Genomic DNA, 25,669 nt, shown 5'->3' with positions numbered 1-25,669 from the left:
ATGTCGGTTCGGATGGAACTACTGGTTGTGGCTGAGGGCGTTGGACAGCAGCCGCGCCGTGATGTCCACGATGGGAATGACGCGTTCGTAGGCCATGCGGGTGGGTCCGATCACGCCGAGCGTGCCGACCACCTTGCCGTCCACGCCGTATGGCGCGGTGATGACCGAGACTTCTTCCATCGGCACCAGTTGGGAATCGCCGCCGATGTAGATCTGCACGCCCTGCGCCCGGCTGGACACATCAAGCAGCTGCAGCAGGTCGGTTTTCTTTTCGAACAGCGAGAACATCTTGCGCAGGCGATCCATGTCGGAGGCGATGTCGGTCACGTCCAGCAGCTTGCGTTCGCCGGAAATGACGACGGCGTCGCCGTCTTCCGCAGCCTCGGCGCTGGCCTCGACCGCGGCCTGCATCAGGCGCGAGATATCTTCGCGCAATTGCGCCAGTTCGGTGGACAGGGTGCGTCGCACCGCGTCGAACGACTTGCCCGCGAAGTGGATATTGAAGAAATTGCCGGCTTCGAGCAGTTCGGCTTCGGCGTAGTCGCGCTGCACGAACAGGATGCGGTTCTGGACGTCGCCATCAGGGGTGACGATGATCAGCAGCACGCGCTTGTCGGACAGGCGGATGAATTCGATCTGGCGGAACACCTGGGCCCGCTTGGGCGTGAGCACCACGCCGGCGAACTGGGTCAGGTTAGAGAGCAGCGCCGCCGCGGCGTTGACCGCGCGGGTGGGCTCGGCGGCGGACAGCATGTCGCCCATGTTGTGCGGCTGCAGCTGGTAGGACTGCACCGCAAGCAGGGAATCGACGAACATGCGATAGCCTCGCGGCGTGGACACCCGGCCGGCCGACGTATGCGGACTGTGGATCAGGCCCAGCTCTTCCAGATCCGCCATGACATTGCGGATGGTGGCGGGCGACAGATCGAAAACTTTCGAAAGCGTCCGCGAACCGACTGGTTGCCCATCGGCGATGTAGCGTTCGATCAACGCCTTCAGTAAAGCGCGTGCGCGGTCATCCATAGCGTGTATTTTAGGGAATCTTTTCCAATTAAGGCGATTTTTGTCCCGCCAACCGATATGCGGCCCCATATAATCGACGAACGGGCCACTTGTCGGACCGGTTTCGCCTTCGCTGTCAGGCTTTTCAGATTCGCCTTGCCACCATGCACTTTCCTACCGTCGCGCTGATCGGCAGATACCAGGACACCGGCCTGGACGCCCCGCTAAGAGCGCTTGCGCACGCACTGACGCAGGCCGGTCGGCAGGTGCTGGTCGACACCGACACCGCCCGCAACACGGGCCTGACCGAATATCCGGTCGCCACGCTCGAGCAAATCGGCCAGAGTGCCTCGCTGGCGGTCGTGATGGGCGGCGACGGCACCGTGCTGGGCGCCGCGCGTCACCTGGCGCCCTACGGCGTGCCGCTGGTCGGCATCAACCATGGCCGCCTGGGCTTCATTACCGACATCCCGTTGCAGGACGCGCACGGCGCGCTGGCGCGGGTGCTTGAAGGCAGCTACCAGATGGAAGCGCGCATGCTGCTGGAGGGCAGCGTCTGGCGCGGCAACCAGAAAATGTACTCTGCAACGGCCCTGAACGATGTGGTGCTGAATCGCGCCGGGCGCGGCGGCATGATCGAGGTCCGCGTCGAACTCGATGGCGCCTTCATGTACACGCAGCGTGCCGACGGCCTGATCATCGCCACGCCGACCGGCTCGACCGCCTACGCGCTGTCGGCGAACGGGCCCATCCTGCACCCCGGCATGAACGCCATGGTGCTGGTGCCCGTCGCGCCGCAGACGCTGTCCAACCGCCCCATCGTCATTCCCGACAGCGGCGTCCTGAACATGACGCTCACCGCCATGGGACGCGTCGAGGTCGGCGCCAGCGTGCATTTCGACATGCAGACCTGGTCCGACCTGCAGCCTGGCGACCGCATCGTCGTGCAGCGCGCGCCCTACACCATCAGTTTCGTGCATCCGGAAGGCTACAGCTTCTTTTCCACCCTGCGCCGCAAGCTGCACTGGAACCTGATGCCGCAAGCCACCGATAACGTAGAGTAAATAGCGCCCAGACATGCTGCGCACCCTGCACATCCGCGACTTTGTCATCGTCGAGCAGACCGAAATTCATTTCGGTCCCGGCTTTACCGTCTTCTCCGGCGAAACCGGCGCAGGCAAATCCATTCTTATCGACGCCCTGGCGCTGGCCTTGGGGGAACGCGGCGACGTCAGCGTACTGCGCGAAGGCGCCACGCGCGCCGACATCACCGCCGTGTTCGACACCCCGCGTGCCCTGCATGCCTGGCTGGCCGAACGCGAAATCGACGCCGACGAGGAACTCTCGCTACGCCGGGTGATCGACGCGCAAGGCCGCAGCCGCGCCTACATCAACGGCACCCCCGCCACCGTGGCGCAACTGCGCGAACTGGGCGACAGCCTGGTCGACATCCACGGCCAGCACGCCCATCAGAGCCTGATGCGACCCGACGCCCAGCGCGACCTGCTGGACGCCCACGGCGGTCACGGCGACCTGCGCCAGGCCGTCGCCCAGGCCTGGAAACAATGGCGGGCCCTGGCGCGTCAGCTCGAAGCCGCCGAAAAAGACGCCGCCAGCCTCGCCTCCGAGCGCGAACGACTGCAGTGGCAGGTCGACGAACTCGACCGCCTGGGACTGGCGCCCGACGAATGGGAATCGCTGCAATCCGAGCACACCAAGCTGGCGCATGCGCAATCGTTGCTGGACGGCGCCACCCGGATCCTCGAAGCGCTGGATGGCGAGGGCGATTCCGCGCATCACCGCCTGACGTCCGCCAATCATCTCATCCAGCAGATGCTGCGCCACGACACCGGCCTGCAGGGCATCCATGACGAACTTGAGTCAGCCCGCATCGCCATCAGCGAAGCCGTATCCGACCTGAACAACTACGTCAGCCGCGTCGACCTGGACCCGCAACGCCTGGCCGATGTCGAAGCGCGCCTGGGCGCGGTGTTCGAAACCGCCCGCAAATTCCGCACCGAGCCCGATGGCCTGTGCGAGTTGCGCGACAGCCTGCATGCTGAACTCGCCGCGTTGCAGGCTGCGACAGACGTCGACGCCCTACGCGCACAGGCCCAGGCGGCACAGGCGCAGTACGACGCCGTCGCCGCCAAGCTGTCCACGGCGCGCCGCAAGGTCGCCAAAGACCTGGGCAAGCAGGTCACCCAGGCCATGCAGACGCTGGCCATGCAGGGCGGCAAATTCGAGCCGTCCCTGTCGGTAGCGGCCCCCTCGGCCCACGGCAATGAACAGGTGGAATTCCTGGTGGCCGGTCATGCCGGCACCACGCCGCGGCCGCTGGCCAAAGTGGCCTCGGGCGGCGAACTGTCGCGCATCTCGCTGGCGCTGTCCGTCATCGCGAGTCGCGCGGCCCGCGTGCCCACCCTGATCTTCGACGAAGTCGACAGTGGCGTGGGCGGCGCGGTCGCCGAGGCCGTCGGCAAGCTGCTGCGCGAGCTGGGCGAACGCCATCAGGTGCTGTGCGTCACCCACCTGCCCCAGGTGGCGGCCTGCGGCAACAACCAGTTCCTGGTCAGCAAGACCGAATCGCGCGGCACCACCCGGTCTCGCATCGAAGAGCTGGACGACGGCGCCCGGGTCGAAGAAATCGCCCGAATGCTGGGCGGCATCAAGCTCACCGCCACCACCCGCGAACACGCGCGCGAGATGCTGGCTGGGTTCGGGCACACGCCTGCCTGACCCTCGCACCCGGCCCGTGAGCCGGGCAACCTTCCACTTGCCGACGTGTATAGGCGGAAATAGCGATGCGGGACTAAAAAAAGCCCCTTCTTTGTGAAGGGGCTTTTGCCTTCACTGCACCACGGCGAGCGCGGCCGTGGCCAGTGGGTCCCGCGGGGAAAAGCTCAGCGGCCTTTCAGGCAGCTGCCGCAGATGCCGTACAGCACCATCGCGTGGCTTTCCAGCGCGAAGCCGTTGTCCTTGGCGATCTTTTGCTGACGCTTTTCGATTTCGGGGTCCGAGAATTCGACCACTTTGCCGCAGTTCGTGCAGATGAGGTGATCGTGGTGATCACCGTCGTTGAGCTCGAACACGGCCTTGCCGCTGTCGAACTGGCTGCGGGCCAGGATGCCGGCCTGCTCGAACTGGGTCAGCACGCGGTACACGGTGGCCAGGCCGATTTCGACGTTTTCGCCGATGAGGGCCCGGTAGACGTCTTCGGCGCTCAGGTGGCGTTGGTCGGACTTGCGGAAGATATCAAGAATCTTGAGGCGGGGAAACGTCGCCTTCAAACCCATGTTCTTCAGTTCGCTTTGGTCGCTCATGGTGTAATCGCTCTCCGTCCGCGTTGGCATGGGCAAGGATACCGGGTAACCGCGAGCCGGCCCACCAGAATTCCTGCCGCCCCGCAGAACTATCCTTATGAAACCTTTATGATAACGGTTTTGTCTGCTTCCAAATAATAGGGGCGCGTAGTGTCCATGATTGCACGAATTCCTTCCCGCTCGCTCAAGACCGGATTGGCCATCGCCGCCCTGGCCGTCGCCCTCGCGGGTTGCTCGGGAAACAAATGGGGCTTCCCCTATAAGGCGGGCGTCCAGCAAGGCAACTGGATCACCCAGGAACAGGTTGCCCTGCTGCAGCCCGGCATGACGCGCGAACAAGTGCGCTTCGCCCTGGGCAGCCCCACGCTGACCAGCGTGCTGCACGCCAACCGCTGGGACTACCCCTACTATTTCAAGCCCGGCTACGGTGAGGCCCAAGAACGCAAGTTCACGGTCTGGTTCGAAAACGACCGCCTGACGCGCTGGGAAGGCGACAAGCAGCCTGACCTGCAACCCTACCAGCTGAACACGCCCAACGCCGTCGCCGACGAAAAGACCGAGAAGCGGCTGAGCGAAGACGAAGCCCGGCTCAAGCAGGAACAAGAGCAGAAAAAGCGTGACGCCGCCGCTCCCGTCAGCCCCATGAACCAATACCCCGGCCAGCCCGGCAACTCGCCCGAGCCGCTGCGCTAACCCCCAAGGATTCACCACATGCGTATTGCAATCGCCGGCGCCAGCGGCCGTATGGGCCAGATGCTGATCGACGCCGTCCTGAAGGCCGACGGCCTGCAACTGGCCGTCGCACTGGACCGCAAGGGCTCGGCCTCCCTGGGCCAGGACGCGGGCGCTCCGCTGGGCCAGCACACCGGCGTCGCCATCACCGACGACCTGAACGCCCTGGCCAACGCCGACTGCCTGATCGACTTCACGCGCCCCGAAGGCACGCTGGAACACCTGCAGGCCTGCGCCAAGCTGGGCGTCAAAGCCGTCATCGGCACCACCGGCTTTGACGACAACGGCCGCGCCGCCATCGAAGTGGCCGCGCAGAAAACCGCCATCGTGTTCGCCCCCAACATGAGCGTTGGCGTCAACGCCACCCTCAAGCTGCTGGACATGGCCGCGCGCATCCTGAATTCGGGCTACGACGTCGAAGTCTTCGAAGCGCACCACCGCAACAAGGTCGACGCGCCGTCCGGCACCGCCCTCAAGATGGGCGAAACCATCGCGTCCGCCTGGGACGTCGCCCTGCCCGACGTCGCCACCTGGAGCCGCCACGGCGACACCGGCGTGCGCAAGCCCGGCACCATCGGCTTCTCGGTGCTGCGCGGCGGCGACATCGTCGGCGACCACACCGTGTCGTTCTGCGGCATCGGCGAACGCATCGAAATCACCCACAAGTCGGCCAGCCGCGCCACCTACGCCGAGGGCGCGCTGCGCGCCGCCCGCTTCCTGGAAGGCAAGCACAACGGCCTGTACGACATGCAGGCCGTGCTGGGGCTTTGAACCTGGCAACGCCTGAATGGGGCCAGCCATTGCGGCCCCTATGAATAAAGGACCCTCGGGTCCTTTTTTTCGTCTGTAGGAGTGGTTGTCGCTGCAGCGCCAGATCGGGTTGCCGCGCAACATGCCGCCCCGCTTACACCACCACGGGCTCAGGTTCCAGCATCACGCCGAAACGCGCAACGACGTCTGCCTGGATGGCCTGCGCCAACGCCATGATATCGGCAGCCGTAGCCCCGCCCCGGTTCACCAGCACCAGCGCCTGGCGGTCATGCACGCCGGCCGCGCCCAGGCTGCGGCCCTTCCAGCCGCATTGGTCGATCAACCAGCCGGCCGCCAGCTTGTAGCGCCCGTCCGGCTGCGGATACGACACCAATCCTGGGTGTTCGCCTGCCAATGCGTCGCGCTGCGCGGCCGAGACGATCGGATTCTTGAAGAAGCTGCCCGCATTGCCGGTGACCGCAGGGTCAGGCAGCTTGGCGCGCCGGATTTCGCAGACAGCTTCGAAGATATCGCGCGCCGTCGGCTGGCCCTGGGCCAACCGCGGATGGCGTTGCAAGTCGGGATACCCCAGCACCGGCTGCCACGGTCGCGGCAGGCGAAAACGCACCGACACGATCACCCAGCTGCCCGGCGGCTGGTGTTTGAACACGCTGTCGCGGTAGGCATAGCGGCAATCCGCCGCGCTCATCTCGACATAGCGACCGGCACGCACATCCCAGGCGGTCAGGCTGTCGAACCGGTCGGCCAGCTCGACGCCATAGGCGCCGATGTTCTGCACGGGCGCCGCACCCACCGTGCCGGGAATCAAGGCCAGGTTTTCCAGCCCGTCCCACCCCTGCCGCACACATTCGGCCACGAAACCGTGCCAAGTCTCGCCCCCCGCCGCTTCCACCAGCCAGGCATCCGGCGTGGCCTGCAGCAGGCGCACCCCGCGCAACGCCACCCGCGCCACCAGCCCCGGCACGGCCTGCGGCAGCACCAGGTTGCTGCCGCCGCCCAGCACCAGCAGCGGGCCGCTTCGAGCCGCCAGCGCGGAAAGCGCCGGCAATTGGGAGGGGGCGTCCACGGACACGTAAGCCTCGGCCGTTGCGGCCAGGCCCAGCGTATTCAGGGCGGAAAGGTCCTGCTGCCGGGGTACCAGCACAGGCGCCATAGCGGGAGAATTTGACATGGATACTACTGGCTATGCTATATTTTTGGTCTTCGCTCATATTACTTGATTGAGCTTGGTAGGACGGCACAGCCGCTATTTGCCAAGATCACTGCGATCCGCCCGCGCCAGTGGCAACCCCAACGGCCAGCACGATCCCAAAATTTCATGTAGAATGCGCGCCTTCTGATCGATAACCAAGTTGATCGGGCAACTACCCGGGAACGGTAACCGCAAGGGCACCTGCCAGGCAGTTGGCAATAAAAAATGGTTTGCACGCCGCAAGGCAACCCGCGTCAAGCGGGGCACTGCGAACCCATGCGGGAGTAGCTCAGTTGGTAGAGCGCAACCTTGCCAAGGTTGAGGTCGCGAGTTCGAGACTCGTCTCCCGCTCCAGATTTTGATGCGCAGCGCGCCAACCGCCGCTGCGTAAATTGACAAAAGGGCCTGCGGGCCCTTTTTTCATTGGTGCGCGCATCGCAACCCACGTCGTCGCCCACTCTTGCGCCCCCCGCTGCTTTCAGAACTTTCCTAGTCTTTTTTCCTCCCCGCTCATCTAGAGTCGCGGGATGAACGGAACATCCCTCAAAGTGTCTCGCTGCCGGGCGGGCGAAAGCCGCGGACGACGCACGCTCCCGATCAACCCACGCGCCCGCCCGCGCCGCAAGGCCCTCGAATGAAACGCGGCGTCTCCCTCTTCTGGGGTGGCATGGATGCGCTATATGCTATCCACTTCGTCGCATCCAACGTCCATCGCGGGCGCATCCCGATCCATGCCGACCTGGTCGAGTTTCATCAGCTGGATCACTCGCCAGCATTCCAGACGCTGGTGCTTGGCCTGTCCGTCCTGCTGACGCTATCCATCGCGGCTTCGGCCATCCTGTTCCTGCGCGGCAACCGCTACGCACCGCGCCTGGCATACGCCCAGGTGCCGCTGCGGCTGCTGCTGGCAGTGCCTTCGCTGTCATTCATCCCTTTGCTGCTGCCGCTCTCGGCCACCCCCAGCGTGGCGCTGAACCTCACCTTGTTGCTGGGCTCGGAGGCGCTGAAGGTCTTGACGCTGTACTGGGCCAGGGGTGGAGAAAAGGCGCCGGCGATCTCAACTTGATGCTCAGCGTTTTTCACGGCAACAGATGCTCAACCGCCTAGCCCGGCTTGCCCTCGCCACACTGCTTCTGGCGCTCGGCATCGCCATCGCCCTCATCGCGCTCATGCCGGCACCGCTCGACGGTGCGCGATACCTCGGCCTGACCTGGCGCGATGTTTCAGCCATGGACAGAGAACTGATCCTTGTCGAGGCAAAGGGCTACGCCTACAAAGCGCATCAAGGCCTCTGGACAGACACGCTGCAGCTGAATTTTTCCTATGTGAATGGCGAGCCGCGGGTCGTCTCGACGACGAGCAAGCGGCGGATCATCTTTTTCGATACGGCCTGGGCGGGCGACGAACGCTCAGTCACGAAGGACGCTGCCGAGCACTACCTGGAAGTTTGGCTGCTGGGACGCCTGCAACTTCCCTAGCTTGGAGCTACCGCATTTTCAGACCGACTCAACAATGCTCTTGACTATCAATCCGCGACGTCGCGCGCTTATCGGCGCGCTGCTCATCAGCCTCGGCATTTGGCTCATTGGCACCACCGCGGGGGAACCCTGCATGACAACGCCGGACCCACGGACCGCGCTCGACTACGCCTTGCTAAGCCTGCTGCTCGCATCGACCCTCTCATTGATGTGGTTTGCCATCGCCAGGCGCGTCGCAGGGTGGGTACGCTGCGGTCTTCTGTGCTTGGCACTGACAATCCTTGCGGCCATCCTGATGTTCGCCCTTCTCTTTGCGCATCTGACCGCGCTTGATCTGCTTGACGCCCGCTTCGATCTCGTCGCGCGGGCGGGATGGCTCTTCACCAAACATTGCGCCTACCCCTTTCCGGCTGAATTCAAAGCCCCGTTCGGGGATATCATCTACGCGCTCTACCCCTTATTTTCTTTCTACGTTTGCATGCGCATCGGGCAACGCGTCCTATGGCGTAAGCCCCGACCGATGACCGAATGAACCCTGCTACGTCTACCTCCCTGGCGCAAGCCGTCTGCGCCGCGCACGGCTTGCCGGCCGTACCGCCCGAAGATCAAGTGGCGGTGGCCATCTCGACCCTGGGGCAGATGCCCATCTATGGCACGCGTATCGTCCTGCCGGAAAACGGCACGGTCAGCTGGTTCATTCACTGCGGCGACTATTCCGATGCGGATGATTTCTATCAGCCTGTCCACACGGTACACCTGACAGACATGCTGCCCCAGGTTGTCCGCTACCTGCACCTGCCGCCCGGGGCAAAGTTCATCATTGATGACCAGGGCTACGAAGACGTGTGGATGGCGCCATGACCCCATGGACGCATTGGACTGACGCCTCGCGTTGAAGCGCGTCGTACATCCCTGGAGAGCGTCATGGCGATATATTTCAATCTAGCGGTCGATTGCGGCTCGAACGAACGCGTGGCCACGGCAGTCATGGCGCACTTCCATGATCTTGTGATCGAACTGCCCGGCAACCCGCCCGCCGTCTGCTCGGCAAGCCATAGTCACCAGCGGGGTCTGTGGTTTGTCGAGGTGTGGCCACTGGGAATGGGTTACGGCATCCCTTCGACGCTGCCGTCACGGCCCGAGCTATGCGATGCCCGTCCGTTGGAAATGATCAGCCGCGCGCTCTACGCACGCCTTCAGGCGCTTTCAGGATATCGTCGCGCGGTTTTTGGCGCCGAAGTCTACGACCTTCTGGCATTTGCTACTGCCGCAGAGGACAACGACCTGGATTATGGGGGGCTGGTCTTTTCTCAAGCCGCGTTCCCTGATGTACCTGCCGGGTGCGCGATCGAGCCGTTCGCGCCCGGCTACGCCCGGATCACCGAGGTCCGCCGCTGACGGCGCCACGCATTAGCACGCCAGCCCGACCGCCGCGCATGAAAAACGCCGCCCGGCGAATGGCGGCGAGTCCTGCTTTGCAGGGCGGTATTAGCGCGCCGCGAAATGCCCCGCGATCTGCTCCTGGGCGCGCTGTCTTGCTGCCTCCAGCGCCTGGCCACCCATGGCGGTGCCTTCCACCGAGAAGAACGTCAGGCGCTTCAGGCCGATCGTAGCCAGGGCCACTTTCAGGTAGGGCGTCAGGAAGTCGGGCTGCCGCGCATCGGGCCCCGAGAACACGCCGCCCGACGAGGCCGCGACATACACCGGCCGGTCGGCCAACACGCCGATCTTGCCTTCGCGCGTGATGCTGAAGGTGCTGCGCACCCGCACCACGTGGTCGATCCATACTTTCAAGGCGGACGGCACGGTGTAGTTGTGCATGGGCGTGGCGATGACGACGTAGTCGGCTTCGGACAGCGACTGGATCAACTGGTCGGACTGGCGCAACGAACCGCGGCCGCAGACCTCGGCATCCGGATCGGCGGGCGAACCCAAGGCGCAGGCGTAGTCCACGTCCACGTGGGGCAGCAGGTTGGCATCGATTTCGACGATGTCACGCCCTCGCACGGGATCGTGCCGCGCCAGTTGATCGACGACGATCCGGGACAGGCGGTGGCTCTCTGATTCCACGCCACGCGGGCTGCAAGTCAAACGCAGGATGCTCATGCTGCCTGGCCTCCCAGCACTTTCGAGAAACGCATGGCGCCGGTCAACAGGCCCTGGCGGAAATAGAAACGCTGCGCCAGCGCGTTGGCCAGGCCGGTGTCCAGCACCAGCTTGGCGCACCCGGCCTCGCGAGCGATGCCTTCCAGCGCCTGCAGCAGGCGCGCGCCGTGACGGCCGCCGCGGCTGCGCTCGGTGGTCACCAGGTCGTCCACGTACAGGAAACGGCCATAGATCAGGTTTTCCTGGTAGCGGTAGCCCGCCAGCGCCACCGGCTCGCCCCCTTCCCAGACGGCCAGCAGCGCGTAGTTTTCAGCACGCATGCGGGCCACGCGGGCGGCAAAATCAGACTCGTCGGCCAGATGCGGGCGCAATTGCTGCATGACGGGAAACGCAGCGCGCAGCTCGTCGGCGGTTTCTAGGTGGCGGATGTTCGGGTCACTCATGTCTTGATCGTCCTGTCCTGGCAGTCTTGCCGTGAATCGGGCCTGCGGCCGAAACCGACCGAAGCAGACACCATGCTAGTCAGCCCATGCCATAATTTGAAGAACCATAAATTGAACTTTGGACTAGGCCATGACGCGGTCTCCCATTGATAGCTTTCCGCCCGCCGCTGCCAGTGACGAACCGCTGTACCGCCAGATCTATGACCGGTTCCGCGGGGCCATTGCCCAGGGCATGCTCAAGCCCGGGGACCGGATTCCGTCGGCCCGGGCGCTGGCCAAGGACCTGGGCGTGGCGCGCGGCACGATCGAGATGGCCTACTCGCTGTTGCACGCCGAAGGCTATGTGCAGCCGCGCGGGCAGGCCGGGACCGTGGTGACACCGGGATTGCAGGCACACACCGTGACCAAGCCGGCGCCCGCCCCGGTCAAGCCGGACCCTGACACCTGGCGCCACCCACCGTCGGTACTGCCCTTCCAGATGGGACTGCCAGCGCTGGATGCATTTCCACGCAAGATCTGGGCGCGGCTGGGCGCCCGCCACCTGCGCGCCACGCAGGCGGCCGACCTGTCATATCCACCTGCCGACGGACTGCCCGCGCTGCGTACCGCCATCGCCGCACACCTGCAGGTGGCGCGCGGCATTCATTGCACGCCCTCGCAAGTGTTCATTACCTCCGGCTATCGCGAAAGCCTGAACCTGGTGATCCAGGCCTTGCTGCAACCGGGCCAGCAGGTGTGGGTCGAAGATCCGGGCTACCCGCCCACGCGCGAACTGCTGACCCACGCCGGCCTGGAACTGGCCCCGATCGAGGTGGATGCCGAGGGCATCATGGTCGCGCGCGGCATCGAGCAAGCGCCACAGGCCCGTGCCGCGGTCGTGACGCCCGCCCACCAAAGCCCGCTGAGCGTGACCTTGTCGCTGACCCGGCGCCAGGCCCTGCTGGAGTGGGCCGAACGCAACCAGCGCTGGATCGTGGAAGACGACTACGACGGCGAATACCGCTACATCAGCCGGCCGCTGCCGGCGCTGAAAAGCCTGGATCGCCATGGCCGTGTGCTATATGCGGGCACCTTCAGCAAGGTCATGTTTCCCGGCATCCGCTTGGCTTACCTGGTCGTGCCCGAAGCCCAGATCAGGCGTTTCGAGGACGTCAATCGCGTGCTTGGCAATGGCATCCCCGGCCTGACCCAGGCGCTGGTCTGCGCGTTCATGACCGAGGGGCATTTCGCACGGCATATCCAACGCATGCGGCGGCTGTATTCCGAGCGCCGCGAGGCCACGGCAGCGGGCTTGTCCAAGGTGTTCGGCCCGGACATGCCCATCAATCCGCAACCGGGCGGCATGCATCTGCTGGTCAGGATGAAGGGACATCACACCGATCGCCCGCTGGCCCGCCGCATGGTCGAGAATGGCATCTATGCGCACGCGCTGTCGCGCTGGTCGACGGCCGCGCCCTGCGGGTCCGGGCTGTTGATGAGCTTTACCAACATCGAATCGCAGGAACGGGCCGAGCAGCTTGGCCGCAGGATTCTTGCGCTGATGTGAACAAGGCCTGCCCCGACGGACAGGCCTTGGCAGACCACGATACGGGCCAACGCCCACCGCGCCTCAGTTCAATCCGGCCTTGTCCAGGCCGAATGCGGCATCTGCCGAGCCGGGCTCGGTGCGGAAGGCAACGTTCAAGCGATTCCAGCCATTGATGCCCACGACCAGGAAGGTCAGGTCCGAGATTTCTGCTTCGGACAACTGACTGCGAACCTGTTCATAGACCGCGTCGGACACGCCGTGCGGGTGCAGCACCGTCAGGGCTTCGGTCCATTCCAGCGCGGCGCGTTCGCGTGCGCTGAACAGCGTGGACTCGCGCCAGATGGCAATATGGTGCAGGCGCAGTTCGCGCTCGCCGCCGATCTTGGCCTGCTTGACGTGCATGTCCAGGCAGAAGCCGCAGCCATTGATCTGCGAGGCGCGGATGGTCACCAGGTCATTGAACTCCTTGATGACGGCCTTCTTTTTCAGGGAGGCGCTGAAGTCCAGGTAGTGCTTGGACAGTTCGGCGGACACCTCGAAGTAATTCAAACGCTGGCTCATTTCACTCGTACCTTTCTTGAATGGGTTGCGGACGACACCGCGTACCGACATAGTGCAACGCGACCGCCTGGCGAAAAAGCGCCAAGAAGCGCAATTTGGCCTGGGCCATGATGGCGACGCGCTTCGTTGACCCTTGGCGGATTTGATGTATACTCTCGCCTCTTCAAAGCAGTACCGCAGTGCCCCGCGCGGGAGTAGCTCAGTTGGTAGAGCGCAACCTTGCCAAGGTTGAGGTCGCGAGTTCGAGACTCGTCTCCCGCTCCAGCATTTACGCAGCAGGCCGTTTCATGACGGCGGCAACGTAGCTGGAAGATCCGGTTTCCGGCTCACGCATCGGCACAATTCGGAAAACTGTGTATAATCGCTGTCTTTGGTGGACACGGCCTTTTTTCAAAAGTCCCCGCCAAGAACAGATGCAGTAAGGCTTGAAAACAAGCCCAGCAGTACCCAAGCGGGAGTAGCTCAGTTGGTAGAGCGCAACCTTGCCAAGGTTGAGGTCGCGAGTTCGAGACTCGTCTCCCGCTCCAAATACAAAAAAAGGAAGCACCGGCCAACACCGAGCTTCCTTTTTTCTTGCAGTACTGGCGCAATGGCAGAGTGGTTATGCAGCGGATTGCAAATCCGTGTACGTCGGTTCGATTCCGGCTTGCGCCTCCAGTATCTCCCCCCCTCCTGCAGTACCCTCCCCCTGCATCTCGTTACCCATCCCTACGCCCGGTCAATCGATTGGTTGCTAAGGTGACGCCGTTTTCATTGAACGACGAAGCCATGCCCCACAATCAGAAAAACCATACCCTGCGGCGCGCGCCCTCTACCCTGCTCGCCCTGTCTGCGGCGACGTTGATGGCGCTGGCGCCACTGGCGGCCGAAGCGGATTCCGACCGCCATCACCACCGCCACAAGCACGGCCATGGCCGCGGCGAGTACAAAGAGAAGTACTGGGATGGCGCCTGTGAGGTCGAGCGCAAGTGGAAGCGCAATGGCGACTACCGCGAAAAGCGCAAATGCCGCGACGACTACGGCTATGGCTACGGCGCGCCGCAGCCGGTCATGGTGCCGATGCCGGCACCCGCCATCGTCATCAACCCGCCCCCCATCATCATCCGCCCCTGAACCATGGACCCTTCGGTGAAAGACGCCATCGCCCGCTGGCCCGACGTGCCGGCCGTGTTCGGCTGGCTGTCGCTGGACGCACGCGGACGCTGGCGCCTGCATCCGCAAGGCCAGGCCGCGCAAGGCGGCCCGGGCGAGTCCATCACCAATGCGCAGATCCTGGGCTTCATCAACCGCAACTATGAACACGACGAGGCCGGCCGCTGGTTCTTCCAGAACGGCCCGCAGCGCGTGTACTTGCGGCTGGATGCCGCACCGTATGTGCTCCGATTGAGCGATGACAGCCGCACACTGGTGACGCACACCGATGCCGCAGTGGATACCGTCAGCGGCTGGTGGCTGGACGACAGTGGCCAGCTCTATGCCATGACCCCGCTGGGGCCAGGCATCATCCTGGACCGCGACCTGCCTGCGCTACTGGAGCGGCTGACGACGCAGGACGGCGCGCCGCTACTGGATGCGCTGGACGGCCTGGCTTGCGAGCAAGCGCTCAGCGTGAAGCTGCCGCACGCCTACCCCGCCGCGCCGTTGCGCCAGATCGATCAGCACGATCTCGCCAGCACGCTGGGATTTCAGGCGAATCCCGTCGCCCAGGCTGCGACGGGCAGACCGGCCCGCACCGAGTAAGCCACGCGCGGCGATCCCTTGCCCGACGCCCCGCGTCAGAACATGCCGTTGCTATTGGCCGATTGCTCAGGGATCGGCTGGACCGCATCCCAGTGCTCGACGATCTTGCCCTTTTCCAGGCGGAAGATGTCGATGATGGCGTTGCCGCGCGAGCCCGGCTCGCGCACGGCATGCACGTGCAGGATCACATAGTCGCCGTCGGTGAAGACGCGCTTGATCTCGCTTTTGGACTGCGGGTACTTGTCGCGCAGGAAGGCGACGAATTTGCGAAAGCCCTCGGGGCCGTCGGCCGCATTGGGATTGTGCTGCACGTAGCGGTCGCCTACATATTTCAACGCGGCATCCGCATCCTTCTGGTTCAAGCCCTTTTCGTAGAAGGCCAGCACGGCCTCTTTGTTGGCGGCTTCCTGCTCAGGCGAGGCGTAGGCCACGGGCGACAAAGCGGCGGCAATCAGGACAGCGCCAAAGGCGCGCTTCATGAACGTCATGGAATCTCCAGATGAAAAATACCGGGGCGGCCGGACCATTCTAGGGGCCGGCCGCCCCGGGGGCGACGTCCAATCGGGTAGACAGACTGATGCGCGTGGCGATCAGCCGCGGCCACTCTTGACCAACGCGAACTTGCCATCCCCCAACAGCGCCAGCACGGCGGCTGCGACCGAGAGGAAGATGGGGTATTCCCAACCACCATTGGGATTGCTGAAACCCCAGCCATTGCCGAAGTGGACGGTGGCGGCCACGAACAGCTGTACCGTGGCAATGACGGCGATCCAGCGCGGCACGACGCCCAGGATCAACAGGACGCCAGCGCCGATCTCGAAGAAGGTCACCGGATAGGCCAACCAGCCGGCAAAGCCGATCTTGGCGAAGAACTGCGCGGTGCCCGGCAGGGTGAACACCAGCAGCTTGGTCAGGCCATGGGCCAGGAACATCACGCCCAGCGCGATGCGGAGCAAAAGCGCGGCATAAGGCGCGGTACGGGTATCGATCATTGCATTCTCCGTGAGCGAATCGCCCAGGACGGGAAGATTCTTCATGGCCGCTATTCTTGCGATTCCAAAAACAAAGATAAACATGCAAAATCGCAACTTATTGTTCCCCGATTGGTAACAATGCCGAACACGATATGGACACTCATACTGCGATGCAGACCTACGCCCGGGTCGTCGAACTGGGCTCTTTCGCGGCCGCCGCAGACAAGATGGGCCAGGCCCGTTCCGTGGTCACGCGGCAGATCGCCTACCTGGAAGAAAAGTATGGCGTGCGACTGCTGAACCGCACGACCCGCAAGCTCAGCATGACCGACGCGGGCCGCGCCTTCTACGACCGGGTACGCCCGATCCTGGCGGAAGTGGCCGACCTGGAACTGTCGCTGCAAGCCGAAGGCCAGGCCCCCAGCGGCCGCCTGCGGATCAGCGCGCCGGTGTCCTTCGGCATCCTGCACCTGGGCCCGGCCATCGCCGAATACCTGCTGCGCTATCCGGACGTGGTGATCGACCTGGACCTGAATGACCGCGTGGTGGACCTGGTCGAAGATGGCTACGACGTCGCGGTGCGCATCGGACCGCTGCAGGATTCATCGCTGGTGGCGCGGCCGCTGGCGCCTCAGCAATTGCTGGTGTGCGCGGCCCCCGCCTACCTGGAGCGCCACGGCGCGCCGCAAGTGCCTGAAGACCTGAAGCAACATCGCTGCCTGCATTACGCCTATGCCAGCACGGGCAACGAATGGCATTTCGAGAAAGACGGCATCACCCACCTGGTGCGGGTCAATGCGGCGCTGCGCGCCAATAACGGCGACGTGCTGCGTACGGCCGCCCTGGCCGGACACGGGGTGATCCTGCAGCCGGAATTCCTGGTGGGCGAGGACGTGCGCGCGGGCCGTCTGGTGGCGCTGCTGCAGGATTACGGCCACACCCCGATTTCCATGTACGCCGTCTACCCACACCGGCGCTTCCTGTCACCCAAGGTGCGTTCGTTCGTCGAGCACCTCGAAGAACGCTTCGGCGGCCGGACCCCGGCGCCCCCCGCCCGGCGAGCCAGCCGACGCCACAGCCGGTAGAATCGATCCCATGACCGCCAAATCGCCCCTCGAATACTTTCCCGCGCCCCGCCGTGCGAATTTCTGCAGCCAATGCGGCTCGCCCGTGAACCGCCGGGTGCCCGAGGGCGACAACCGCGAACGCGACATCTGTGACCACTGTGGCGCCATCCATTACCAGAACCCCCGCCTGGTGGTAGGCACGGTGCCGGTGCTGGACAACCGCGTGCTGCTGTGCCGCCGCGCCATCGAGCCACGCTACAACACCTGGACGCTGCCGGCGGGCTTCATGGAACTGGGCGAAAGCACCGCCCAGGGCGCCGGCCGGGAAACGCTGGAAGAATCCGGCGCGCGCATCCGGCTGGGCGAGATCTACACCATCATCGACGTCCCGCAGATCGAGCAGGTGCACGTCTTCTACCTGGCCGAGGTGCTGGGCCCCGAGCTGGATCCCGGCCCGGAAAGCCTGGAAGCCCGCTTCTACGACGAGGCCGACATCCCCTGGGACGACCTGGCGTTCCGCACCGTGGCGACCACGCTGCAACGCTATTTCGAGGACCGCAAGCGCGGCACGTTCGGCCCTCACCACTACACCCTCGAATCGCACCGTTGAAGCTGCCCTGGCTTGCTGCAGACACGCCGTTCCCACCGGCCGAATTCGCGCTGACCGATCCGGACGGCCTGCTGGCGGCTGGCGCCGACCTGACCACCGACCGGCTCATCCAGGCCTATTCCAACGGCATCTTTCCCTGGTATTCCGAAGGCGAGCCCATCCTGTGGTGGAGTCCCGACCCCCGCATGGTGCTGGCGTGCAAGGATTTCGCCCCGTCGCATTCGCTGCGTAAATTGCTGCGGCAGGTCGCCAGCCAGGAAACCGCCGCCACCCCGCGCATCGACGTGCGGGTCGACACGGCCTTTGCCGATGTCATGGCGCAATGCGCCGCGCCACGAGACGGCCAGCCGGGCACCTGGATCACCGCCGCCATGCGCCAGGCCTATCGCGCCTGGCACGAGGCCGGCTACGTGCACAGCATCGAAACGTGGATAGACGGCGAACTGGCCGGCGGCCTCTATGGCATCAGCCTGGGCCGAATGTTCTTCGGCGAATCGATGTTCACACGCGTGCCCAATGCGTCAAAGATCGCCCTGGCCTACCTGGTGCGCTATGTGACCGCCCAGGGCGTGCAATGGATCGACTGCCAGCAGCAGACCCGCCACCTGGCCAGTCTGGGCGCCAGGCCCGTACCGCGCTCGCATTTCCTGTCGCATGTGCGCGCCGCCACCGCCGCCCCCGCCATCGCCTGGGCGCCCGGCCGCCTGGACAGCGCCGGCCGGCTGATTCCCCTGGCGGCAGGCGCCAGCCGCCCGGGCACTACCCCGGACTATCCCCAAGCCGGGACCTGACGCCACATCGATGCCCGGGTTAGGCGTTAATATGTACCTATCCCGTCACGGACTTGGCGCCGCACGCCGGGACCCCAGATGAGCCAGCTTAAAGAATTACCCTTCTCCACGCTGCAGTTCTATGCGACCGCTCCCTACCCTTGCAGCTACCTGCCAGGACGCCAGGCACGGTCGCAGGTGGCCGCGCCCGGCCACCTGATCAACGCCGGCACGTATTCCCAATTGGTCGAGCAAGGCTTTCGCCGCAGCGGCCTGTTCACCTACCGCCCGCATTGCGACAACTGCCACGCCTGTGTGCCGGTGCGGGTGGACACCGCCGGCTTCGCCCCCAATCGAAGCCAACGACGCGCCTGGCGCGACCACCGCGACCTGCAGTCCTTCGTGGCGGAACTGGCCTGGTCGCCGGAACACTACCGGCTGTACACCCGCTACCAGCAGGGTCGCCATCCCGGCGGCGGCATGGACGAAGACAGCCGCACTCAATATGCGCAGTTCCTCCTGACCAGCCGCGTCAATACCCGCCTGGTCGAATTCCGCGACCCGGGCGGCATCCTGATGATGGTGTCCATCATCGACGTGCTGGATGACGGCCTGTCGTCGGTCTACACCTTCTACGATCCCGACGTGCCGGGCAGCCTGGGCACCTACAGCATCCTGTGGCAGATCGAACAGTGCCGCACGCTCAACCTGCCGTGGCTGTACCTGGGCTACTGGATCGAAGACAGCCGCAAGATGTCGTACAAGGCCAGTTTCCACCCGGCCCAGTACCTGATCGACGGCAACTGGCGCGAAGCGCCTACGCCAGCCGCGCCCCCGCCAGCCGATCCGGCCTGACCCCGCCCCGCTGCGGCAAGGGCGGCCAAAGACGCTTTACAATCCCGCTCCATGTCGATCCTCTTCCACGCCTATCCCCTGGCCCGCCCGGCGCTGTTCGCCATGGACGCGGAAACCGCCCACGAAGTCACCCTGTCGGGACTGCAACGGGCCTACGATTGCGGCGCCACCCGCAAGCTGCTGCACGCGCAACCCAAGGCGCCCTGCACCCTGATGGGCATGCAGCTGGCCAACCCGATCGGCCTGGCTGCGGGGCTGGACAAGAACGGCGCGTATATCGACGCGCTGGGCAACCTGGGATTCGGCTTCGTGGAAGTGGGTACGGTGACCCCGCGCGCGCAACCCGGCAACCCCAAGCCGCGCATGTTCCGGCTGCCGCGCGCCAATGCGCTGATCAACCGTCTGGGTTTCAACAACCAGGGTCTGGACGCGTTCCTGGCCAATGTGCAGCGCAGCCAGTGGCGCAAACAAGGCGGCATCCTGGGGCTGAACATCGGCAAGAACGCCGATACGCCGATCGAACGCGCGGCGGACGATTACCTGATCGGTCTGGCGGGCGTGTACCCGCATGCCGACTACGTGACGGTGAACATTTCATCGCCCAACACCAAGAACCTGCGTGCGCTGCAAGGCGGCGACGAACTGTCGGCACTGCTGGCGCTGCTGGCGGACAAGCGCCGGGCGCTGGAAGACCAGCACCAGCGCCGCGTGCCCATGGCAGTGAAGATCGCCCCCGACCTCACCACCGAGCAGATCGACGCCATCGCCGATGCCCTGCCCCGCCACGGCATCGACGGCGTGATCGCCACCAACACCACGTTGTCGCGCGAGGCCGTCACGGGCATGGCGCATGCCGACGAAGCCGGCGGCCTGTCGGGCGCACCGGTGCATGAATTGTCGTTGGCGGTGATCCGCCGACTGAAGGAACGCCTGGGCGACAGCCTGGCGATCATCGGCGTGGGCGGGGTGCTGTCGGGCCGTCAGGCCCTCGAGAAAATGCAGGCAGGCGCCGATGCGGTGCAGCTGTACACGGGCCTGATCTACCGCGGCCCCGCCCTGGTGGGCGAATGCGTGCGTGCCGTCGCACGCTGATACCGGCTACCTGAACCCGGCACGCCACAGGCTTGCCGCGCCGGACGTTTGCTCCGCGACGCCCGAAGACACAGAACGCAGGCAAAAAAAGAGGCCACCCGAAGGGTGGCCCTAATTCCAGCTCTGCTCTGTCACTCAACAGTACTACATAACTGCAATTTGCGCAGCAATGCGCGCCAAATACTTAGGCGCTGCGGCGGCTGCGGCTGGCAACCTTGGTGGCGGCGTCGGCGGCATCCGTCGCAGCCTTGAAGGTCGCGTTCGCGGCGGCATTCAGGTTGGACTCGGCGACTTCGGCGGCCTGCTTGGCGGCCTTGGTCAGCGAATCGTAGGCGCTGTTGGCGGTGGCCAACGACGACTTGATCAGGGCAACGGCGCTTTCCGAACCCGTGGGGGCGTTCTTGGAGAACTGCTCGACGGCGTCGGTCAGTTGCTGTTGGCCTTCGGCGATCTGTTCTTCGGTCAGCTTGACCAGGTTGCCTTGCACGCCGGCAACGATGTCATACACATGCTTGGTGTACGCCAGGGCCTTTTCGGCACCCGGTTGCAGCAGGCCGGAAGCAAACGCGGCGGCTTCTTGCGGATCCTTCACTTCGGTGGCTTGCTGCGACTTCTGGGCGACTTCGTCCAGGGTGGCGCGCACGACCTTCAGGTTCAGCTCGACCAATTTTTCGAAACCGGCAAACACAGCCGACTGGGCGGCCACGAACGTGTTGATGCTGGCTTTTTGACGGTCCAGGACTTGTTGCGGGATAGCGCTCATAGAATTGCTCCTTTAGGGGGTAGCCGGAGGCTGTCCGGCAGGTAAGGATGGTGTCTGCGACGAAATTAAAAACGTGCGCGGAAACTGGTACTACAAGCTACCGCCGGCCCGTTTGATGCACTGCACAATTCACATTCTACGGGCCAAAAAAACCTTGTCAAGCAATATTGGTGCAACGCAACAACTATTTGCACTTTAACAGTGCATACCCGTCGCCCGTTTGACGGCGCGCAAGGATTTCCCATGATTCGGGAAATACCGGACATGACGGCGTATCAATTCTTTTCTACACTGCTTGCACGCTGATGACAGATAAACACAAACGATAAGTCAGCGGTCAAAAACACATCGCAGCAAGCAAAACCCTGCAATTGGAGACTTCATGACCCTCATCCCCCGCACGCTTTCGGCCCTGCTCGCGGCCAGCGCCATGCTCGCGGCCGGCGCCGCCCACGCGGAATTCCCGGAACGCCCCATCAATATGGTGGTGCCTTTCGCCGCAGGCGGCCCGACGGACAACGTCGCGCGTTCGCTGGCTGAAGCCATGCGGCACACGCTGGGCCAGACCGTCGTGGTCGAAAACAAGGGCGGTGCGGGCGGCACCATCGGCACCACGCAAGTGGCCCGCTCGCAGCCGGACGGCTATTCGGTGCTGCTGATGCACGCCGGCTTCTCGACGGCGCCGTCGCTGTACAAGAATCCGGGGTACGACCCCTACAAGAGTTTCGAGCCCATCGGCCTGGTGGTCGATGTGCCCATGACCATCATTGCGCGTTCGGACTTCCCGCCCAACACCATCCAGGAATTGGCCGAGTACGTCAAAAAGAACAAGGACAAGGTTTCGCTCGCCAATGCCGGCATCGGCGCGGCCAGCCACCTGTGCGGCACCATGCTGGTCGAAGCCCTGGGCGTGCAGCTCCTGACCATTCCCTACAAGGGCACCGCTCCGGCCATGAACGACCTGCTGGGCAAGCAGGTGGACCTGCTCTGCGACCAGACCACCAACACCACGCAGCAGATCGACAGCGGCAAGGTCAAGGCCTACGCCGTCACCAGCCTGCAGCGGGTGCCCACCCTGCCCAAGCTGCCGACCATGGACGAGTCCGGCTTCAAGGGCTTTGAAGTCGGCATCTGGCATGGCATGTGGGTGCCGAAGGGTACGCCCAAGCCGGTGGTGGACAAGCTGATCAAGAGCCTGCAGGCCGGTCTGGCGGATCCGAAATTCCAGGAACGCATGAAGCAGCTGGGCGCCACGGTGCTGACCGCCGAAGCCAATCCCCAGGCGCTGGACGCCAAGGTGAAACAGCAGGTGCCGCAGTGGGCCGAGCTGTTCAAGAAGGCCGGCGTCGAGCAGCAATAACGCCAGCGCGCCGGTCGGGCACGTCCGCCGCGTCGGATGTACCCGACAGGCGCAGCCGCGGGCTTCTGCGACCGGCATTGAAAAAAGCCCCTTGCGGGGCTTTTTTTCGTTCCAGGGCAAGCGCCGGTCAGCTACGCATGGCCTCGGCGGCCAGCCCCAGTCCATTGAAGCCGGGGGATACGGATGGCTCGTAGCCCAGCGCCTCGGAGATGCTGGCAGCGGTATCCACCAGGGCCTTGATCCAGTCGTCCTGCAACCGTTCGGCCGGGGCCGAGATCGACAGGCCCGCGACCAGCTTGCCCGTGTCGTCGAAAATGCCGGCGGCAATGCAACGCACGCCCAGCTCCAGCTCTTCGTTATCGCGCGCATAGCCGTGACGCCGCACCAGCGCCAGTTCACGTTCCAGACGGTCCAGGTCGGTCAGGCTGTTGCGGGTGTGACCGGCCAGGCCCGTGCGCAAGGCATAGGCGCGCACCTGACGGGTATCACCCGTGGACAGGAACAGCTTGCCGGTGGACGTGAGATGCAAGGGCGCGCGCCCACCAATGGCGCGCACCACCTGCATGCCGGAGCGCTCGCTCCAGGCGCGGTCGATGTAGACGATTTCGTCGCCTTGCTGCACCGACAGGTTGATGGTCTGTCCCGTCAGCTTGTGCAGCGAGCGCATGGCCGAGATGGCGGCCTCGCGCACATTGAGCCGCCCCTTCACCAGCGAGCCCAGCTCCAGCAGCCGCATGCCAAGCTGATACAGGCCGTTGTCCACTCTTTCAACGTAGCGCCCCACGACCAGGTCGTTCAGGATGCGGTGCGCGGTGGACGCGTGCAGCCCGGTGGTCGCGGACAATTCCTTGAGCGTGACGGGTTCGGGCTGTGCGGCCAGCGCGTCGAGCAGGCGCATGGCGCGCTCGATGACCTGGATGGCGATGGGGTGGGACGACGCGCCATCGGCCTCGGCGTCCAGCGCATTGCGGGGGGTGGAAAGACGGGACATAGGAAGGAAATGGGGCTCACGCGGCGCCACCGAAAGAGACCGGTCTTGCGGCAACGCAGCAAACAGTTCTTTCCCGTATTGTGAAATTTGCTGGAAGATTTGGCAACCGGTTTTTTATCGACAAAACGGGGACGCGCCCCGTTTTGATTCCATGCGGCGTCAGCCCGCAGGCGGCGCCAGCTTGCCGCCCAGACGCAGCACTTCGCCCCGCAGGAACTCCAAGGCTTCGGCCGCTGCCGCGGGTTCCCCCTTGACGCCCAGATCGATGTGCGGGGTGCCGCCGGCCTCGCCGACGCTGGGCAGACTGAACGCGCGCACACCCGGCCAGCGGGTTTCGACGGTTTGCATCGCCGGGGTGATGCGCGATTCGGGCATGCTGAACACCAGGAAGGAATGCTCGGCGTGCTGGCGCACATGCTGCAATGCACGATAGCGCGTATCGAGCGTCCATTCGAGCATCGGCCAGGCCATCACCGGAAAGCCCGGCACGAAGGTGTGGTCGCGGATGAAGAACCCGGGAATGCGGTTGTAGGGATTGGGGACGATCTCGCAGCCCTGGGGGAAGACGCCCATCTGCAGGCGCTGCTGGTTTTCCGGCGCGCTCATGTCGGCCGTGCCTTGGCCCTTGGCCGCCATTTCGGCGGTGCGCAGGGCAATCGCCTGCTCGGCCTCGGGGTGCAGCGCCAGCGGCAGGTCCAGCGCCGCGGCGGCGGCCTGGCGGGTATGGTCGTCGGGCGTGCCGCCGATGCCGCCGCACGAGAACACCACGTCGCCCGTGGCGAAGCTGCGGCGATAGGCGGCCACCAGCGTGTCACGCTCGTCGGGCAGGAATTCGGCCCAGCTCAGTTGCATGCCGCGCGCGGCGAGCAGTTCGACGACTTTGGAGAAGTGCTTGTCCTGCCGGCGGCCCGACAGGATTTCGTCGCCGACGATGATGAGGCCGATGCGGCGGGAGGCGGATTCTGCAGCCATGTCCGGTTCCAGATTGAGGCGGTTGAATGGGGGAAAGGCGTGACGGTCAGGCGACGTCGATGGTGCGTTCCTGGCGCAGGCGCTGGACGGCGTCCAGCCCGTAGTGTGCATAGACCAGCGCCGAGAACACCGGCAGGATGATCCAGGCAGGCGGCAGCAGGTTCAAGAGCGAGCAGATCAGGCCGATGACCCAGAAGCCGCCGTTGTTGCGCTTGAGGATGATCTTGCGTTCGGCGGGGCTGGCGTGTTCGACGATGGCGTCCAGCCGCATCATGCGCGAGAACGCGAAGGCCCACCAGAACACCGACAGCACCACGGCCATGGGCGGCACCAGCCACAGCGGCAAGGTGAGCAGCCAGCCGACGGCAAACGCCACCGACACCCAGACCGCGTTCCAGACGCTGACGGCGGTGGAAAACTTGCCCTGCCGCCCCAGGCCGGCGTACTCGCGCTGGCCGACGTGGCGCAACACCAGCGGCATGACGAACACGGCCGCGATGGCCAGGCCCAGGATGCCGGACACCGGCAGCAGGATGGCGGCCGCGATCACCGGTATCAGGTAGATCTTGAGCGAAAACAACCCCATCGCCACCAGCCATTCGTCAGTGCGGTTGACGAAGTCCCAGTGCGAGGCCTCGACGCGCAACCATTCGGTCAGGGGCGTCCAGAACAGCCAGAGCAGCAGGAACGCGCCGACCAGCGCGATCAGGAATGGCAGCAGCACCGCGAACAGCATCGACGGGTGGCATTGCGAGACCAGCGCGCGCTTGAAGGCTTGCGCCACGCTGCCCGCAGGTCCGGAAAAGCCCCTGGCGCCGGGGGCTTGGGTATCAGTGCGCAAGGCGGTCATGGCATGACGAATATAAGGTGGGCATCCCGGGTATGATAGTCAAACACGCTTGCCTTCGCTCGTATGACACTCCTGGTACCCGGTTCCGATCTGACCGCCCTGCGCGCCCAACTGGCGGCCTCGCCCCAGTCCTGGCTTATCGCCTGTTTCTGCGCCGCCTGGTGCGACACCTGCGGCGAATACCGGCCCAAGCTGCGCACGCTTTCCGGCACCCTGCGCCAGCATGTATTCGCCTGGATCGACATCGAAGACCATGCCGAATTGCTGGGCGAAGTCGACGTCGAGAATTTCCCCACCCTGATGGTCCAGATCAAAGGCCGAGTCGTCTTCTACGGCCCCATGCTGCCGCATATCGGCCACCTGGAACGCCTGCTCGACAGCCTGAACGAAGACAGCCCGGCAGTGACCTCGGACCTGCCCGACTTGCCCCGGCTGCTCACGGCCTGATTCGTCAGCGAACGACCTGCAAACAAAAAGCGCCCGGCCAGG

The 25,669-nt window shown here is 64.6% G+C and carries 31 protein-coding genes and 4 tRNA genes; 23 read left to right on the top strand and 12 right to left on the bottom strand.

Features of this window, described 5'->3' with window-relative positions:
- Positions 1 to 18: 18 nt before the first annotated feature.
- Complete coding sequence (hrcA, locus tag AC6LJ2_RS00570; protein WP_498150518.1) at positions 19 to 1,023, bottom strand: heat-inducible transcriptional repressor HrcA; 1,005 nt, start codon at positions 1,021 to 1,023, stop codon at positions 19 to 21.
- A 143-nt stretch (positions 1,024 to 1,166) separates the two neighbouring features.
- Between hrcA and AC6LJ2_RS00565 the strand changes: the two genes are divergently transcribed.
- Together AC6LJ2_RS00565 and recN are read left to right on the top strand one after the other, a co-directional pair.
- On the top strand, positions 1,167 to 2,066 hold the full coding sequence (locus AC6LJ2_RS00565) for an NAD kinase (RefSeq protein WP_263914674.1): 900 nt from the start codon (positions 1,167 to 1,169) through the stop codon (positions 2,064 to 2,066).
- A 13-nt stretch (positions 2,067 to 2,079) separates the two neighbouring features.
- Positions 2,080 to 3,741: a DNA repair protein RecN gene (gene recN / locus AC6LJ2_RS00560; RefSeq protein ID WP_263914675.1), complete on the top strand. Its 1,662-nt coding sequence runs from the start codon at positions 2,080 to 2,082 to the stop codon at positions 3,739 to 3,741.
- Positions 3,742 to 3,905: 164 nt separating this feature from the next.
- Here recN and fur read toward each other — a convergent pair whose 3' ends face one another.
- Complete coding sequence (gene fur, locus AC6LJ2_RS00555) at positions 3,906 to 4,325, bottom strand: ferric iron uptake transcriptional regulator (protein WP_263914676.1); 420 nt, start codon at positions 4,323 to 4,325, stop codon at positions 3,906 to 3,908.
- 156 nt (positions 4,326 to 4,481) lie between these two features.
- On the opposite strand from fur, the gene AC6LJ2_RS00550 reads away from it, so the two are divergent.
- Both AC6LJ2_RS00550 and dapB read left to right on the top strand, forming a co-directional pair.
- Positions 4,482 to 5,018 (top strand): outer membrane protein assembly factor BamE, encoded by a 537-nt coding sequence (locus AC6LJ2_RS00550; protein ID WP_263914677.1) that lies wholly within the window; start codon positions 4,482 to 4,484, stop codon positions 5,016 to 5,018.
- Positions 5,019 to 5,036: 18 nt separating this feature from the next.
- On the top strand, positions 5,037 to 5,828 hold the full coding sequence (gene dapB / locus AC6LJ2_RS00545; RefSeq protein ID WP_263914678.1) for a 4-hydroxy-tetrahydrodipicolinate reductase: 792 nt from the start codon (positions 5,037 to 5,039) through the stop codon (positions 5,826 to 5,828).
- 133 nt (positions 5,829 to 5,961) lie between these two features.
- Here dapB and murB read toward each other — a convergent pair whose 3' ends face one another.
- Positions 5,962 to 6,999: a UDP-N-acetylmuramate dehydrogenase gene (gene murB, locus AC6LJ2_RS00540; protein WP_498150517.1), complete on the bottom strand. Its 1,038-nt coding sequence runs from the start codon at positions 6,997 to 6,999 to the stop codon at positions 5,962 to 5,964.
- Between the two features lie 299 nt (positions 7,000 to 7,298).
- Here murB and AC6LJ2_RS00535 point away from each other — a divergent pair.
- The 6 genes from AC6LJ2_RS00535 (at position 7,299) to AC6LJ2_RS00510 (ending at position 9,896) form a co-directional block, all read left to right on the top strand.
- Positions 7,299 to 7,374 (top strand) — tRNA-Gly (locus tag AC6LJ2_RS00535).
- Between the two features lie 280 nt (positions 7,375 to 7,654).
- Positions 7,655 to 8,086 carry a hypothetical protein gene (locus AC6LJ2_RS00530; RefSeq protein ID WP_498150516.1) on the top strand — a complete coding sequence of 144 codons (432 nt, stop codon included), beginning with the start codon at positions 7,655 to 7,657 and terminating at the stop codon, positions 8,084 to 8,086.
- A 25-nt stretch (positions 8,087 to 8,111) separates the two neighbouring features.
- On the top strand, positions 8,112 to 8,498 hold the full coding sequence (locus AC6LJ2_RS00525; RefSeq protein ID WP_498150515.1) for a hypothetical protein: 387 nt from the start codon (positions 8,112 to 8,114) through the stop codon (positions 8,496 to 8,498).
- Between the two features lie 34 nt (positions 8,499 to 8,532).
- Complete coding sequence (locus AC6LJ2_RS00520; RefSeq protein ID WP_263914682.1) at positions 8,533 to 9,030, top strand: hypothetical protein; 498 nt, start codon at positions 8,533 to 8,535, stop codon at positions 9,028 to 9,030.
- A complete protein-coding gene (locus tag AC6LJ2_RS00515; RefSeq protein WP_263914683.1) occupies positions 9,027 to 9,359 on the top strand; it encodes an immunity protein Imm33 domain-containing protein in 333 nt (110 codons plus the stop codon). Before AC6LJ2_RS00520 ends, AC6LJ2_RS00515 begins: the two co-directional genes overlap by 4 nt.
- Positions 9,360 to 9,422: 63 nt before the next feature.
- Positions 9,423 to 9,896 carry a hypothetical protein gene (locus AC6LJ2_RS00510; protein ID WP_263914684.1) on the top strand — a complete coding sequence of 158 codons (474 nt, stop codon included), beginning with the start codon at positions 9,423 to 9,425 and terminating at the stop codon, positions 9,894 to 9,896.
- A gap of 90 nt (positions 9,897 to 9,986) precedes the next feature.
- Here AC6LJ2_RS00510 and AC6LJ2_RS00505 read toward each other — a convergent pair whose 3' ends face one another.
- Together AC6LJ2_RS00505 and AC6LJ2_RS00500 are read right to left on the bottom strand one after the other, a co-directional pair.
- Positions 9,987 to 10,604, bottom strand: coding sequence for an FMN-dependent NADH-azoreductase (locus AC6LJ2_RS00505; RefSeq protein ID WP_445658284.1), 618 nt, complete (start codon positions 10,602 to 10,604; stop codon positions 9,987 to 9,989).
- Complete coding sequence (locus AC6LJ2_RS00500) at positions 10,601 to 11,047, bottom strand: GNAT family N-acetyltransferase (RefSeq protein ID WP_445658283.1); 447 nt, start codon at positions 11,045 to 11,047, stop codon at positions 10,601 to 10,603. Before AC6LJ2_RS00500 ends, AC6LJ2_RS00505 begins: the two co-directional genes overlap by 4 nt.
- A 130-nt stretch (positions 11,048 to 11,177) precedes the next feature.
- Between AC6LJ2_RS00500 and pdxR the strand changes: the two genes are divergently transcribed.
- Positions 11,178 to 12,593: a MocR-like pyridoxine biosynthesis transcription factor PdxR gene (pdxR, locus tag AC6LJ2_RS00495; protein ID WP_498150514.1), complete on the top strand. Its 1,416-nt coding sequence runs from the start codon at positions 11,178 to 11,180 to the stop codon at positions 12,591 to 12,593.
- 63 nt (positions 12,594 to 12,656) lie between these two features.
- Here the strand turns inward: pdxR and AC6LJ2_RS00490 are convergent, their stop codons facing one another.
- Positions 12,657 to 13,136: a carboxymuconolactone decarboxylase family protein gene (locus tag AC6LJ2_RS00490; protein WP_025136853.1), complete on the bottom strand. Its 480-nt coding sequence runs from the start codon at positions 13,134 to 13,136 to the stop codon at positions 12,657 to 12,659.
- A 188-nt stretch (positions 13,137 to 13,324) separates the two neighbouring features.
- Between AC6LJ2_RS00490 and AC6LJ2_RS00485 the strand changes: the two genes are divergently transcribed.
- The 5 genes from AC6LJ2_RS00485 to AC6LJ2_RS00465 all read left to right on the top strand — a co-directional run bounded on the left by AC6LJ2_RS00485 (position 13,325) and on the right by AC6LJ2_RS00465 (position 14,876).
- A tRNA-Gly gene (locus AC6LJ2_RS00485) sits at positions 13,325 to 13,400 on the top strand.
- A gap of 187 nt (positions 13,401 to 13,587) precedes the next feature.
- Positions 13,588 to 13,663: transfer RNA gene (locus AC6LJ2_RS00480), tRNA-Gly, on the top strand.
- Between the two features lie 56 nt (positions 13,664 to 13,719).
- Positions 13,720 to 13,793 (top strand) — tRNA-Cys (locus AC6LJ2_RS00475).
- A 111-nt stretch (positions 13,794 to 13,904) separates the two neighbouring features.
- Positions 13,905 to 14,249: a hypothetical protein gene (locus AC6LJ2_RS00470; RefSeq protein WP_263914689.1), complete on the top strand. Its 345-nt coding sequence runs from the start codon at positions 13,905 to 13,907 to the stop codon at positions 14,247 to 14,249.
- 3 nt (positions 14,250 to 14,252) lie between these two features.
- Entirely contained in the window at positions 14,253 to 14,876 is a 624-nt protein-coding gene (locus AC6LJ2_RS00465; protein WP_263914690.1) for a DUF2946 family protein, read from the top strand.
- Positions 14,877 to 14,911: 35 nt separating this feature from the next.
- On the opposite strand, the gene AC6LJ2_RS00460 is transcribed toward AC6LJ2_RS00465, so the two are convergent.
- Positions 14,912 to 15,364 carry a nuclear transport factor 2 family protein gene (locus AC6LJ2_RS00460; protein WP_263914691.1) on the bottom strand — a complete coding sequence of 151 codons (453 nt, stop codon included), beginning with the start codon at positions 15,362 to 15,364 and terminating at the stop codon, positions 14,912 to 14,914.
- 102 nt (positions 15,365 to 15,466) lie between these two features.
- On the bottom strand, positions 15,467 to 15,868 hold the full coding sequence (locus tag AC6LJ2_RS00455) for a DoxX family protein (RefSeq protein WP_263914692.1): 402 nt from the start codon (positions 15,866 to 15,868) through the stop codon (positions 15,467 to 15,469).
- 134 nt (positions 15,869 to 16,002) lie between these two features.
- On the opposite strand from AC6LJ2_RS00455, the gene AC6LJ2_RS00450 reads away from it, so the two are divergent.
- The 5 genes from AC6LJ2_RS00450 (at position 16,003) to AC6LJ2_RS00430 (ending at position 20,244) form a co-directional block, all read left to right on the top strand.
- The gene (locus tag AC6LJ2_RS00450; RefSeq protein ID WP_263914693.1) at positions 16,003 to 16,935 is read left to right on the top strand and encodes a LysR family transcriptional regulator; all 933 of its coding nucleotides are present in this window, start codon (positions 16,003 to 16,005) and stop codon (positions 16,933 to 16,935) included.
- A 10-nt stretch (positions 16,936 to 16,945) separates the two neighbouring features.
- Positions 16,946 to 17,527, top strand: a complete 582-nt coding sequence (locus AC6LJ2_RS00445; RefSeq protein WP_006393199.1) for an NUDIX hydrolase — start codon at positions 16,946 to 16,948, stop codon at positions 17,525 to 17,527.
- Entirely contained in the window at positions 17,524 to 18,318 is a 795-nt protein-coding gene (gene aat / locus AC6LJ2_RS00440; protein WP_498150513.1) for a leucyl/phenylalanyl-tRNA--protein transferase, read from the top strand. The genes AC6LJ2_RS00445 and aat overlap by 4 nt, the downstream gene beginning before the upstream one ends.
- A gap of 78 nt (positions 18,319 to 18,396) precedes the next feature.
- The gene (locus AC6LJ2_RS00435) at positions 18,397 to 19,152 is read left to right on the top strand and encodes an arginyltransferase (RefSeq protein ID WP_445658280.1); all 756 of its coding nucleotides are present in this window, start codon (positions 18,397 to 18,399) and stop codon (positions 19,150 to 19,152) included.
- A gap of 51 nt (positions 19,153 to 19,203) precedes the next feature.
- Entirely contained in the window at positions 19,204 to 20,244 is a 1,041-nt protein-coding gene (locus AC6LJ2_RS00430; protein WP_445658279.1) for a quinone-dependent dihydroorotate dehydrogenase, read from the top strand.
- Positions 20,245 to 20,428: 184 nt separating this feature from the next.
- Here the strand turns inward: AC6LJ2_RS00430 and phaP are convergent, their stop codons facing one another.
- A complete protein-coding gene (gene phaP, locus AC6LJ2_RS00425; RefSeq protein WP_175190832.1) occupies positions 20,429 to 21,007 on the bottom strand; it encodes a TIGR01841 family phasin in 579 nt (192 codons plus the stop codon).
- Positions 21,008 to 21,389: 382 nt separating this feature from the next.
- On the opposite strand from phaP, the gene AC6LJ2_RS00420 reads away from it, so the two are divergent.
- Positions 21,390 to 22,367 carry a tripartite tricarboxylate transporter substrate binding protein BugD gene (locus tag AC6LJ2_RS00420; protein WP_263914697.1) on the top strand — a complete coding sequence of 326 codons (978 nt, stop codon included), beginning with the start codon at positions 21,390 to 21,392 and terminating at the stop codon, positions 22,365 to 22,367.
- Positions 22,368 to 22,494: 127 nt separating this feature from the next.
- Here the strand turns inward: AC6LJ2_RS00420 and AC6LJ2_RS00415 are convergent, their stop codons facing one another.
- From AC6LJ2_RS00415 to AC6LJ2_RS00405, 3 genes are all read right to left on the bottom strand, one after another.
- Positions 22,495 to 23,358, bottom strand: a complete 864-nt coding sequence (locus AC6LJ2_RS00415) for an IclR family transcriptional regulator (RefSeq protein WP_263914698.1) — start codon at positions 23,356 to 23,358, stop codon at positions 22,495 to 22,497.
- A gap of 159 nt (positions 23,359 to 23,517) precedes the next feature.
- Positions 23,518 to 24,330, bottom strand: coding sequence for a competence/damage-inducible protein A (locus AC6LJ2_RS00410; RefSeq protein ID WP_263914699.1), 813 nt, complete (start codon positions 24,328 to 24,330; stop codon positions 23,518 to 23,520).
- Positions 24,331 to 24,376: 46 nt separating this feature from the next.
- Entirely contained in the window at positions 24,377 to 25,180 is an 804-nt protein-coding gene (locus tag AC6LJ2_RS00405; protein WP_498150512.1) for an EI24 domain-containing protein, read from the bottom strand.
- A 63-nt stretch (positions 25,181 to 25,243) separates the two neighbouring features.
- Here AC6LJ2_RS00405 and AC6LJ2_RS00400 point away from each other — a divergent pair, with 63 nt between their 5' ends.
- Entirely contained in the window at positions 25,244 to 25,627 is a 384-nt protein-coding gene (locus AC6LJ2_RS00400) for a thioredoxin family protein (RefSeq protein WP_445658277.1), read from the top strand.
- Positions 25,628 to 25,669 lie beyond the last annotated feature (42 nt).

This window comes from Achromobacter sp. 1014246743 (assembly GCF_059760725.1).
This window is presented reverse-complemented; position numbering and strand designations above follow the sequence as displayed.